9 protein-coding genes are annotated in these 13517 nt (G+C 46.0%); all 9 read left to right on the plus strand.

Annotated elements, in window-relative coordinates; all coding sequences use genetic code 11:
• Positions 1–43: 43 nt before the first annotated feature.
• The 9 genes from ABTV53_RS11915 to treC all read left to right on the plus strand — a co-directional run bounded on the left by ABTV53_RS11915 (position 44) and on the right by treC (position 13490).
• Complete coding sequence (locus ABTV53_RS11915; protein WP_433754164.1) at positions 44–1213, plus strand: glucose-1-phosphate adenylyltransferase; 1170 nt, start codon at positions 44–46, stop codon at positions 1211–1213.
• Between the two features lie 26 nt (positions 1214–1239).
• A complete protein-coding gene (gene glgD / locus ABTV53_RS11920; protein WP_211081482.1) occupies positions 1240–2343 on the plus strand; it encodes a glucose-1-phosphate adenylyltransferase subunit GlgD in 1104 nt (367 codons plus the stop codon).
• A 544-nt stretch (positions 2344–2887) separates the two neighbouring features.
• Positions 2888–5320, plus strand: coding sequence for a glycogen/starch/alpha-glucan phosphorylase (locus ABTV53_RS11925; protein ID WP_433753129.1), 2433 nt, complete (start codon positions 2888–2890; stop codon positions 5318–5320).
• A 266-nt stretch (positions 5321–5586) separates the two neighbouring features.
• Positions 5587–6456: an effector binding domain-containing protein gene (locus ABTV53_RS11930; protein WP_433753130.1), complete on the plus strand. Its 870-nt coding sequence runs from the start codon at positions 5587–5589 to the stop codon at positions 6454–6456.
• A gap of 41 nt (positions 6457–6497) precedes the next feature.
• Entirely contained in the window at positions 6498–6956 is a 459-nt protein-coding gene (locus ABTV53_RS11935; protein ID WP_433753132.1) for a VanZ family protein, read from the plus strand.
• A gap of 368 nt (positions 6957–7324) precedes the next feature.
• Positions 7325–9016, plus strand: coding sequence for a glycoside hydrolase family 13 protein (locus ABTV53_RS11940; RefSeq protein WP_433753134.1), 1692 nt, complete (start codon positions 7325–7327; stop codon positions 9014–9016).
• A gap of 97 nt (positions 9017–9113) precedes the next feature.
• On the plus strand, positions 9114–9806 hold the full coding sequence (locus ABTV53_RS11945; RefSeq protein WP_433753136.1) for a metal-dependent hydrolase: 693 nt from the start codon (positions 9114–9116) through the stop codon (positions 9804–9806).
• Positions 9807–10043: 237 nt separating this feature from the next.
• Positions 10044–11399, plus strand: a complete 1356-nt coding sequence (gene dctA, locus ABTV53_RS11950) for a C4-dicarboxylate transporter DctA (RefSeq protein ID WP_433753137.1) — start codon at positions 10044–10046, stop codon at positions 11397–11399.
• 369 nt (positions 11400–11768) lie between these two features.
• Complete coding sequence (gene treC, locus ABTV53_RS11955) at positions 11769–13490, plus strand: alpha,alpha-phosphotrehalase (RefSeq protein WP_433753138.1); 1722 nt, start codon at positions 11769–11771, stop codon at positions 13488–13490.
• The last annotated feature ends 27 nt before the right edge of the window (positions 13491–13517 follow it).

Raw genomic sequence — 13517 nt, forward strand, 5'->3', positions numbered from 1 at the left:
CTGAAATGAATCAGAACGAATGCACGTGGAGGAGGCTGTAATGATGGCGAAAAAAGAAGTTGTAGCGATGCTACTTGCCGGAGGGCAAGGTAAGAGGTTAAAAGGATTGACCAAATCACTTGCTAAGCCGGCAGTATATTTTGGCGGCACGTACCGAATCATTGATTTTCCGCTGAGTAACTGCTCTAATTCTGGTATTGATACAGTGGGTGTATTGACTCAATATGAACCACTTGTCTTACATTCCTATATTGGCATTGGCAGTGACTGGGATCTGGATCGGAAAAACGGAGGGGTATATGTACTTCCTCCACATGAACGTGAAGACGGAAGCAACTGGTACCGTGGCACAGCGGATGCGATCTTCCGCAACCTGAACTTTATTGAACAATTCGATCCTGAGCATGTGCTCATTCTGTCAGGGGATCATATCTATAAGATGGATTACGAAAAAATGCTCCAGTATCACAAAGAAAAAGATGCGGATTGCACCATATCGGTCATTGATGTCTCATTAGAAGAAGCCAGCCGGTTCGGGGTGCTGAACACCAACGATGACTATAGCATCTATGAATTCGAAGAAAAACCTCCTGAGCCTAAGAGCACACTTGCTTCCATGGGTATCTATCTCTTCAAGTGGGATGTACTGAAACGTTTCCTGATCCAGGACGAACAACAGGCATCCACCTCCTATGATTTTGGTAAAGATATTATTCCTTTGTTGCTTGAAAACGAAAAATCCTTATATGCATATCCATTCGAAGGTTATTGGAAAGACGTAGGTACCATTCGCAGTCTGTGGGAATCCAATATGGACCTGTTGGACGAAGATACACCGTTTAATCTGAATGATCCGGACTGGCGTATATTTACACGTAATCCGAACCAACCTGCCCAATACATTTCGCCATCGGCCAAGGTGCGAAATTGCATTATCAGTGAAGGTAGTGTGGTGCACGGTGAGGTCAACCATTCCGTTCTCTTCTACGGGGTAGAAGTTGGGGAGAACAGTGCTGTTATCGATTCGGTCATTATGCCAAGAGTGAAAATCGGGCAAAATGTACGCATTTACCGAGCTATTATCTCAGAAGGATTGGTTATTCCTGATGGAACACAGATTTCGCCTGCACCGGGAGATGAGAGTGATATATTGCTCGTGGATCAGGAAGAACTGGAACGTCAGCTTCGCCAAGGAATCACCAGCAAGGCCTAATTGAAGTTAAAAGGACGGTGCATGCGATGAAACAATTGATTGGAGTTATTAACCTTGACCATGAACTTGAAGAATTGAAGGAATTGACGTACTTTCGCTGCGGAGCCGCGGTGCCTTATGCCGGGCGTTACCGTCTGATCGATTTTGTTCTATCCAATATGATGAATGCAGGTATTGAGAGTATTGGTGTATTTGTACGGCGAAAATATCGCTCGTTGATGGACCATCTTGGTGACGGTAAGCCTTGGGATTTGGATCGCAAGCATGGGGGCATGTTTATTTTGCCACCAGACTGGAATGATCCAACAGATACATCACAGGGGGACTTGCAGCATTTCCATAACAATTTGGACTTTTTCCACAGAGGGGCAGGACAATATGTTGTGCATGCGGGTAGTCGCCATGTGACCAAAGCAGATCTCCAGGATGTCTACAGGTATCACATCAGTAAAGGAGCGGACGTTACACTGGTCTGCAAAAAAGTAGATCAGCTGCTGCCTGAGCATGATGCCTGTGTCAAAGTTGACCATGACGGGGACGGTAACGTGGTGGACATTCACCAAAGCGCTAACCACCCGAATATATATACAGAAATTTTCATCATGGAAAAGGAATTGTTCCTGCGCCAGGTGCAACGCTGCATTGATCATGGCGAGAGTCATTTCTTCCGGGATGTTATCCAAAAGAATCCGGATGGATTGAATATTGCTGCCTATGCATATGATGGCTATCACGCAGTTATCAATTCCATTGACAGTTATTATCGCAACAGTATGGATCTGTTGAATACAGGCCAGTATGAGCAACTTTTCAAGGAAGATCCCGTTCAGACCAAAATTAAATATGAAGCCCCTGCCAAATACCTGGATACTGCAGATGTCAAACATTCACTCCTTGCCAATGGCTGCATCGTAGGTGGAGAAGTGGAGGACAGTATTCTGTTCCGTGGTGTACAGGTGGCCAAGGGTGCCAAAATAAAAGGTTCCATCATCATGCAGAAATGTTACATTGGTGAGGGGACCGTGCTTGAGAACGTCATTCTCGATAAAGACGTGAAGCTGACCGGAGGACAGACGCTGATTGGTGACCCGTCGAATCCATACATTTTAGCGAAAAGTACTATTATCTAATGCCCGCACGTAACCGATATCTTCTATAAATATATATAAAATAAAAATCCTGTAGGATGGATTTAAGGTTCGTACATTTTTAAGCATCGGTGTGCCACCCGAGAAAGCTACTTCATACGTGCAAACGTAGTGGAGGGGACGAAATCGATTCTGAAGAAGCGTAGACTGTCACCTGATTTCAATCTTGTACTATATAAATTCAACTTAAACTTTTACACAAAACGGAGAGGACAGAAAGAACCTGAAGAAGCGCAGCGTGCGCCTTTATCCCCGGATTTTCCCTTTTTAAAAAGGAATCAAAAAATCTGGGGATAACAGCGATCGGAAGGTTATTCTGTCATCGAAGTGGCCGGTGTAAATATCATTTAGTTCAATAAATATAGTTTAATCGAGAAAATATGGAGACAACAGCGATCATAAGAACGATTCGTCACCGGAACGGGCTTTTAGCCGAAAGTGTAGCACTTAAAGGTTTGGCACTCATGCGCAACTGAGTGTATGGACCGCCATCATCCTGCAGGATTTCTCCGGGAGGAACCTACTTTTGTTTGACAACAAGGAAACGTTCAAGAGTATCTTTACACGGAATCTGGTCAGCAAATTGGGCAAACCGATTGAAGAAGCAACACAGGAAGACGTGTACCATGTACTGGGGAGCATGATTCGTGAATATGCAGGCCAGGATTGGGCAGCGTCGAATCAGGGGTTCAAGCAGCGTCAGGATAAACAAGTGTATTACTTCTCGCTGGAATTCCTGATTGGACGTCTGCTTGGCAACAATCTGCTGAATGTGAATGAATTGGAATTGGTCCGTGACAGTCTGGCTGAGCTGGGCTTCTCTTTGGAAGAGGTGGAAGAACAGGAGGCAGATGCAGGACTCGGTAACGGAGGTCTGGGACGACTCGCTGCTTGTTTCCTGGATTCACTCGCATCACTCGGATATGCAGGACATGGATGCGGCATTCGGTACAAATACGGGTTATTTGAGCAAAAAATCATCAATGGCAATCAGGTAGAGTTACCCGATAATTGGCTGGATAAAGGTAATGAATGGGAAGTCCGCCGTCCAGACAAAAAGGTGGAAGTCCAGTTCTGGGGCCGGGTTGAAGCTTACGAGCAGGATGGGGAATATCAGTTTGTTACAAAAGATGCCGAATCGGTTGTAGCGATCCCCTATGACGTGCCTGTCATCGGTTATGGTCAAACGCATGTGAACACATTGCGTCTATGGAGTGCCGAGCCGAAGCGCGAGACTTCACTCGATACCCCTTCGAACTACTACGGTTATCTGGATTATAGCCGATCGGTTGAATCGATCTCGGAGTTTCTATATCCGGATGATTCCCAGTACGAAGGAAAGCTGCTGCGATTGAAGCAGCAATACTTCATGTGTTCGGCAGGCGTACAGAGCGCCTTGCGTACGTTTAACAAGCTGGAGCTACCGTATGATCGTTTGCCTGATAAAGTGGCTTTCCATATTAATGACACGCATCCAACCTTGGTTATTCCAGAACTGATGCGCATCCTGATTGATGTGAAGGGTTATGGCTGGGATGAAGCATGGGATATCACTACACGTACTGTTTCGTACACCAATCATACAACGCTGAGTGAGGCGCTTGAGAAATGGCCTGTAGCCATGATTAGCAAGCTGCTGCCGCGGATCTATATGATCATTGAAGAGATCAACAAACGCTTCTGTGGCATGCTGCTGGATCGGTATCCAGGAGATCAGGATCGCATAGGGCATCTGGCGATTGTTGCAAACGATCAGGTTCGGATGGCGCATCTGGCCATTGTAGGCAGTCATAGCGTGAATGGTGTGGCGGCATTGCATACCGAGATTTTGAAAGAGCGCGAGATGGCTCCGTTCTATGCACTGTATCCAGAGCGTTTCAATAACAAAACCAATGGGATTACCCATCGCCGCTGGTTGATGCATGCCAATCCCAAACTGTCGGATCTGATTACGGATACCATCGGTAATGAATGGATAACGGAGCCGGGCAAGCTGAACCAACTGGCAGGCTTTGCGGATAATACATCATTCCAAGAGCAGTTCCGTTCAATTAAGCGGCACAACAAAGAACGGCTTGCTTCGTATATTGTGGATCATACCGGAACAGCAGTGAATCCGGATTCCATCTTTGATGTACAGGTGAAGAGGCTACACGGGTACAAAAGGCAGCTGTTGAACATTCTGCATGTTATGCATCTGTATAATCGACTTAAGAATGATGCTTCGTTTGATATGGTACCACGTACGTTCATCTTTGGTGCCAAGGCAGCGCCGAGTTATTATTTTGCCAAGAAAATTATCAAGCTGATCAACACCGTCGCTGACACGGTGAATCGGGATGCGGCCGTGAATGACCGCTTGAAGGTATTTTTCCTCGAGAACTATTCCGTCTCTCTTGCAGAGAAAATCATTCCTGCTGCGGATGTTAGTGAACAGATCTCAACTGCAGGTAAGGAAGCGTCTGGTACGGGCAACATGAAGTTTATGATGAACGGTGCTTTGACGATTGGCACGATGGATGGAGCCAACGTGGAGATGGCAGAGCAAGTTGGAGAGGAAAATATGTTCATCTATGGTCTGCGTGCAGACGAAGTGCTTGAGTATTATCGCTCAGGCAGCTATCGTCCGAATGAGATTGTGCAGCATGATGAACGCATTCGCGAGGTCGTGGAGCAATTAGTACATCCAGGCGCATTCTGTTATCGTGATGGGGAGTTCTGGGATATTTATGACTCCTTGCTGGCCCATGGAGACGAGTATTTTGTATTGCGTGATTTCGCTGCTTATACAGATGCGCATGCTGCCATTGACCAGGCGTATCGGGATATTCCGGGCTGGACTCGAAAAGCAATATTAAATACGGCGCACTCCGGTATATTCTCCAGTGACCGTACCATTAGTGAGTATGCTACAGATATCTGGGGTATTCATCCCGTGTCCGGGAACTGGAAAGGTTAAGGATAGATTGTTAGACAAACATGTCCTCTTGTTCACAAGAGTGATCTCTACTGGTTAATCAATCAGTGTAGAGAGCATCTCCTTGTAGAGCAAGGGGATTTTGGCTTAAAGTGAATCATAGTGACATTCAAAAATGAAGTGAAGTGCAATTCACGTATCTTTCATCATACAAGTTCGCACACAAAATCAAAAAAGTGAGCTGGATCTCAGTCATACTACATAAGTAATCGTTTGATATTTCGAATTGAGATTGGGGAGCCGCCACTATGGATCATTACACACGAATTCAGCTTGCTATTGAGTATCTGGAGCAGCATTTGCAAGATGATTTTAATATTAGAGAGACGTCCGCTGCTGCGAGTTTTTCGGCGTTTCATTTTCAGCGTTTATTCCAGGCGATCACCGGATTCACGGTACTGGAATATGTACGCAGACGCAGATTAACGGAAGCTGCTGGGATGTTGCTGGGAACATCGGAAGGCATATTGAGCATTGCGATGAACTTTGGCTATCAATCCCAAGAGGCATTTACCCGTGCATTTTCAGCCTACTTTGGAATGACACCCGCGAAGCTGCGCAAGCTGGAAGCGGATCAGTTGTCTCTTCTGAAGATGCAACAGAGCATTGATTTTAATGACTATCGCACTTCACTTGATGGAACATTCCATATGAACACACCCCGTCTGGTCACAAGGGAACCGAACTGGATTGTCGGCTATGAATATAAGACGAACCTGAATGACAATCAGCATTATGCTGAAATACCCGGATTTTATCACGATTTTGGGTTGGAACAGAGATTTATGGCGATCCCGGAGAGATCACGTCCTGATATGGCTTATGGTGTGGCCTGTCATTTTGAAGAGGATGGTGCATTTTCTTTTATCGTAGGGGAAGAAAGCAGTGGAGCATCTGAGGTACTTGAGCCCGGTTTTACCTCAATTGAAATTCCGGGCGGTTTGTATGCAGAGTTCACCGTGGAAGGCTCCGGGCAGGATATTCGGAAAATGATCTATGGCAGCTGGCTGCCTCAGTCCAACTATGAACGGAGGGAAGGGCCGGACTTTGAAGTGACAGATGTCTGGAAATCGACCCCTGAACAATTGGACATGAAGATCTATATCCCGTTAAAATAGACCTACCGCTTCGCGGAAAAAAAGCTCGGAGGACGGGATGAATGAGCGAAAAGTCATGGCTTCACTCCAAGTGGATGCTATTAATTGTTGCTTGCATGGCAGTGCTTTACATACTGATTATGGGCAATTTACTGTTTGTCAGTGGCCGAACGCCGGGCATGCATTATCAATATAATCTCATACCCTTTGAGACCATTCGGCCACTTCTATTGGAGAGGGAGAGATACCATACAGATGCCTGGGTGAAGAATTTGTTTGGCAATATCGTATTGTTCATTCCGCTGGGCATCTGGATTCCATGGCTGTTTCGGAAGTGCCGTTCGTTCCTGACCTTTACATCTACAGTTGTTTTGCTTCTGCTGGGTGTTGAAGTCACACAATTGATTGCACGTGTAGGTTCGTTTGATGTGGATGACATTATTCTGAACACAATGGGTGCATGGATCGGTTACGTCGGATTTAAGTTAGTCTTATGTTCACAAAAAAGGACTCGGAATTGACCGCAGATCGCGGTCCATGACCGGGTCTTTTTGCATAAGAACCCTTTCAAATGTTTACAAGGGAATCATTTCGGATAAAACATATTAACGGCTTATTTATATCGTGAGCAGAGATTATATATAAATTGAACTAAACATTTACACGAAACGGAGAGGACAGAAATAACCTGAAGAAGCGAAAGTGTTCGCCTAAAAGCTTTCTGAAAGAAAGCTGCATCGGAAGCATACGCTATCTCCGGATTTTCTCCTTATAAGAGGAATTCATAAAATCTGGGGATAACAGCGATCGGAAGGTTATTCTGTCATCGGAGTGTCCAGTGTAAATATCCTTTAGTTCAATTTATATATAGTACAAAGATGAAAGTGAGGTGGGCGACATCGTTTGGTGGAAAGAGAGTGTGGTATACCAGATTTACCCGAGCAGCTTTAAAGATTCGGATGGGGATGGATATGGCGACTTGCAGGGAATCTATGAGAAGCTCGATTATTTGGAGAATTTGGGCGTAGATGTGATCTGGCTCTGTCCCATCTACGATTCACCAGGACATGATAACGGATATGATATCCGTGATTATTACGGCATTTTACGCAAGTATGGCACGATGGAGGATTTTGATCGGTTATTGGCAGAGGCACACAAACGTGGCCTCAAGATCATGATGGACCTGGTGCTGAATCATACGTCAGATGAACATGCTTGGTTTGCTGAATCGCGTTCATCAAAGATGAATCCGAAGCGGGATTATTATATTTGGCGTTCAGGTAAAAATGGGCAGGTGCCGAATAATTGGGAGTCCTATTTTGGGGGTTCGGTGTGGAAGCATGATCCCGAGACCAATGAATATTATCTGCATCTGTATTCGGAACAGCAACCCGATCTCAACTGGAACAATGCACAGATGGCAGAAGAGATGTATGAGATGGTGCATTGGTGGCTGGAAAAAGGGGTCGACGGATTTCGTTTCGATGCAGTAGCGCATATCGCCAAGGCAGAGGGTCTGCCAAGTGCCCACAATCCGGATAATCTGCCGGTAGTTCCAGCGTATCAGCTCTTTTCCAACTTGGAACAGGTACATTCCATCCTGAAGAAACTGAATAACATGATCCTGAAACCTTACGGCCCCATGACAGTTGGCGAGACTTCGGGACTTGGACCTGAGCAGGCCTTGGCTTATGTCGGGACGGATCGTGACGAACTTAATATGGTATTCCAGTTTGAGCATATGTTTATCGATGCTAAATCCTCCGGAATTGGTAAATGGAACTATAAGGAATGGAAATTGACAGATCTCAAAGAAATCATGAGCCGGTGGCAAACGGTTTTGCATGGTAGAGGCTGGAACGCCAATTACATGGGTAATCATGATCAGCCCCGACCGGTTTCCCGTTTTGGTGATGACGGTAAATATCGGGTGCGTTCTGCTCAGATGCTGGCGACATGGATGCTTACACTTGAAGGAACACCCTACATCTACCAAGGGGAAGAGATAGGCATGACCAATGTCGCTTTCCCGGACATCGAACAATACCGGGACATCGAGACCAAAAATTATTATAATCATTACATTAGTCAAGGTAAGTCGAAGCATGAAGTCATGCAGGCGATCTGGCTGAAGAGTCGTGATAATGCCCGCACGCCAATGCAATGGGATGATACGGAACACGCTGGATTTACCCAAGGTCAGCCCTGGATACAGGTAAATAATAATTATCCTGAGATTAATGTAGCCGATGCCGAAAGTGATCCGCAATCCATTTTGCATTATTACAGGAAGCTAATTACGCTTCGCAAACAACATAAAGTGCTTATCCATGGCGCGTATGAACTGCTGCTGCCGGATGATCCGGATATATATGCTTATACACGAACGCTGGATGATGAGCAGATGTTGGTCATTCTAAATTTCCGTGGGCATGAACCGGAGATGCACTGGCCGGAAGGGTGGAATACGGAGACATCAAAACTGATCATCAGCAATGTAAGCAGACGTTATTCTACGGATGAAGGTGCCATTCAGCTTCAGCCGTATGAAGCAAGGGTATATCGTAAGCAGCAGTGACACGGAGGCTAGCGTAATTTTGCGTTGGTGAAGAGCTATGATTTATAATTAATAGTGGTTTCAAAATAATCAAAACATATGTCGGGAGGAATCCAAGTTGTTGAATATTACGTTCCATGGTCACTCCAGTGTACAGCTGGGCACAGAAGAAAAGTCTCTGATCATTGATCCCTTCCTGCGTGGCAACGAGCTTGCCGTCACGAAGCCTGAAGATATCAAGACCGATGTTGTGTTGCTGACACATGCACATATGGATCACATCCTCGATGCTGAGCCTATTGCCAAAGCGAATAACGCCAAAGTTGTGGCTATTGTGGAATTGGCTACATATATGTCCTGGAAAGGTCTGGATACACTCGGCATGAACATGGGCGGCACGGTAGATCTTGATTTTGCTCAAGCCAAAATGATTCAGGCGTTCCATACTTCCGGGATTGTGCTCGAAGAAGAACAACGGATCATGTATGCAGGGTTGCCTGCTGGATATATCATTACTATTGGTGGTAAAACGATCTTGCATGCCGGAGACACAAGTCTCTTCGGGGATATGAAAATGATCGGTGATCGTCATGATATTGATGTAGCTTTCTTGCCGATTGGTGGACATTTCACCATGGGACCTGAGGATGCGCTGCAAGCGGCCGAATGGTTTAATGCCAAACTGACGATTCCGGTTCATTATGATACGTTCCCGGTAATACGTCAGGATGCGGAACACTTCGTGCAACAACTGGCTGGAAAAGGGTTGGAAGGCCGTGTGCTGGCCCCCGGAGAATCGATTACCCTCTGATGCACATTTAACCGCTGTTCAATAATAAATGGATTTATGGATAAAGACGAATATCACGTCAAGATAACTGACGTGATATTCGTCTTTTTTCGGTTTCAGGTTCAATTTTCACCGATATAGTTGGTACAAATGACAAAAACATTGAAATTCCATTGTTGAATTCCCGTTTAGAATGATATAAAAAGTTACACGGAAACCAAACGGAAATCCGAATTGACCGCAACAGGGGGAGTTTTCATGTCATTTGTGAAATCATTATTTTTTCAAATTATTGTAGCGGTAATCATCGGGATTGGCGTAGGCATTCTGTGGCCGGATCTGGGGAGCTTGCTGCAACCGCTCGGAACAGGTTTCATCAAATTGATCAAGATGATCATCGCACCACTGATATTTATGGTCATTGTGACAGGTATTGCCAAGATCGGGGATCTGAAGTCGGTAGGTCGCATTGGACTGAAAGCCATCGTGTGGTTCGAGATTGCAACTACAGTGGCGCTGGTGCTTGGATTGGGAACAGCCAATCTGCTTCGCCCAGGTGCCGGAATGAACGTGGACCCTTCAACCATAGACGCCAGCGGCATTGAAGCGAAAACCAATGGTTCCGAGTTACCGCATACGGTAGAGTTTATCATGAATATTATTCCGACAAGTGTTGTGGATGCTTTTGCACAAAATGCACTTCTGCAAGTACTGCTCGTGGCATGCCTGTTCGGGGTTGCACTGGCAGCAACAGAGAGTAAGGCAAAAGAAAATGTATTGACGCTGATTGAGAACTTACTGGGAATTGTGTTCCGAATCATTGGTTATATCATGAAACTTGCGCCAATCGGTGCATTTGGAGCCATGGCCTATACAGTAGGTGCTTATGGGGCTTCCACATTGTCGTCCTTTGGTCTGCTTATTCTGGCTTGTTACGGTGCAGCGCTGCTGTTTCTTATCATGCTGGCATTGACTGCCTGGTGGATCACCGGGCTGAACTTCCTGCAATTTGTGAAATATACCCGTTCTGAAGTGATGCTTGCGATTGGAACCGGATCATCGGAAGTCGTGATGCCACGCATGATGGACAAACTAACCAAGGCAGGATGTGATCGTGCAGTTGTGGGGCTTGTGGTGCCGACGGGTTACTCGTTTAATCTGGACGGGGCTTCGATCTATTTATCCTTGGCCACGGTTTTTGTTGCTCAGGCCGTAGGCATTGAACTGACATTGATGCAGCAGATTACGATTTTGCTGGTGTTGATGTTAAGTTCCAAGGGCATGGCAGGAGTACCTGGCTCCGCATTTTTGGCCCTGTCAGCGACGGCAGTAGCCGTCAATGCTTTTCCTGTAGCAGCGGTTGCTCTGCTGCTTGGTGCAGATCGATTCATGGATACAATGCGTGTCTTCACCAACTTGATGGGCAACTGTGTTGCAGCATTTGTGGTGGCAAAATGGGAAGGTCTGCTGGATCAGAAGCGAATGCGTGCCGTACTCTCTGGTGAGATCAGTGCTGCTGAACTGGAAAGGGAAGAACAGGATGCATTATCTTTATTGAAGTTAAACATGCAGGAAAAACAGGGAAAAGCCGTAGTTTCAGCGGAGATGTCATAAGAGGCAGTGTGCCTACTGTGGTGACTTAGTAAAGTGAAAGTAACCGTATCATTTTAAATCAACGGATCATTGACTGACATACAGTAAATTCAATTCACAAGTCAACCAAATTAGACCGTCTGTTGCCTACACCCATTGTGGGGAGAACAGACGGCTTTTTGTTGTTCCAATACAGATATCATGGAGTTCACGAACGCAGGTTCCAAAATAAATGTTACAGACGAAAGGTTTATGGGGAATGTGTAGAAGAGGCGAAGAATAACCATATTATAGTTTCAACTTGTATATACATGTTTAGTTATGTAATATAGATATGAAGTTAACCGAGAACATCACATGAGAGCAATACAAATTATTGGAGGCGTTAACATGAGTTCTAACAATACAACTCCGTCATCTTGGTGGAAGACATCAACGGTGTATCAGGTATATCCGAAGAGTTTTAATGATACAACCGGATCGGGTACCGGAGATATTCGTGGATTAACCGAGAAGCTTGATTATTTGCAGCATCTGGGTATCGATATTGTGTGGTTGCAGCCGGTATATGTATCCCCGCAGCATGATAATGGATATGACGTAGCGGACTATTACCGGATTAATCCGGATTATGGGACGATGGAGGATTTTGACGAACTGCTGAAAGGTCTGAAGGCTCGCGATATGAAACTGATGATTGATATCGTGGTGAATCACTCCTCGACCGATCATGAGTGGTTCCAGCAATCCCGCTCTTCCAAGGATAATCCGTACCGGGATTATTATATTTGGAAAGATCCTGCCCCGGATGGCGGTGTGCCGAACAACTGGCAATCCAAGTTCGGTGGACCTGCTTGGCAGTATGATGAACAGACGGGACAATATTTCCTGACTTTATTTGATAAAACGCAGGCAGATCTGAATTGGGAGAATGAAGAAGTACGCAAAGCTGTACGGGATATGATCAAGTTCTGGGCCGAAAAAGGTGTAGACGGTTTCCGTATGGACGTGATCAACTTGATCTCTAAAGATCAGCGTTTCCCGGATGATGATGGAAGCGTATCACCGGGGGATGGACGAAAGTACTACACGGATGGACCGCGTGTACATGAATATATCACCGAGATGTACGACGAAGTATTCGGACCGTACAACATGGTGACTGTAGGAGAGATGTCCTCCACAACACTGGAACATTGTATCCAATATTCGAACCCGGCTTCCCGCGAGTTTTCGATGACGTTTAACTTCCATCACCTGAAAGTGGATTATCCGAATGGTCAGAAGTGGGAACTGATGCCGTATGATTTTGAAGCGATGAAACAGCTCTTCAGTGAGTGGCAGACAGGCATGCAAGCCGGTGGAGGCTGGAACGCGCTGTTCCTGAATAACCATGATCAGCCGCGAGCACTGTCCCGATTCGCCGATGATGGTGACTATCGTGCCGAGAGTGCCAAGATGCTCGGGACAACGATACACGGAATGCAAGGTACGCCTTATGTATACCAGGGTGAAGAGATCGGAATGCCGAATCCAGTCTGGAATGACGTTAGCGAGTTCCGCGATATCGAATCGACGAACATGTACCGCTTGCTTCAGGAAGAACGAGGCAAATCCGCTGAAGAAGCATTCCAAATCGTGAAGGAGCGTTCCCGGGACAACTCCCGCACACCGATGCAGTGGAATGGAAGTCAGAACGCCGGCTTCACTACGGGAACACCTTGGCTGAAGGTGGATGAGCGGTATCCTTCCATTCACGTGGAACAGCAGTTGGCTGACCCGGATTCGATCTACTACCATTACCGGAAATTGATTGCCCTGCGTAAACAGGTAAACGTGTTGATCGACGGTCTGTATGAGCGTTTGGACGATGCACACCCGGATGTATTCGCATACGCACGGACCAATGGAAGTGACACCCTGATTGTTGTATCCAACTTCAGGAAACGAGACGTCACGTTCTCACTTCCGGAAGCGGTCTGGAATGATCACATTGCAGGCAAATCAGCAGAGTTACTCATAGGAAATACGAAGGCAGCACCTGCGCTGACGCAGGAAATCTCTCTCAGCCCGTATGCATCCTATATGTGGCTTGTGCCACAACAGGACTAATCACATTTTATAAATAGGAAGTGACAC

This window comes from Paenibacillus amylolyticus, from assembly GCF_050990605.1.
In the GTDB taxonomy this organism is placed as follows: Bacteria; Bacillota; Bacilli; order Paenibacillales; family Paenibacillaceae; genus Paenibacillus; species Paenibacillus amylolyticus_H.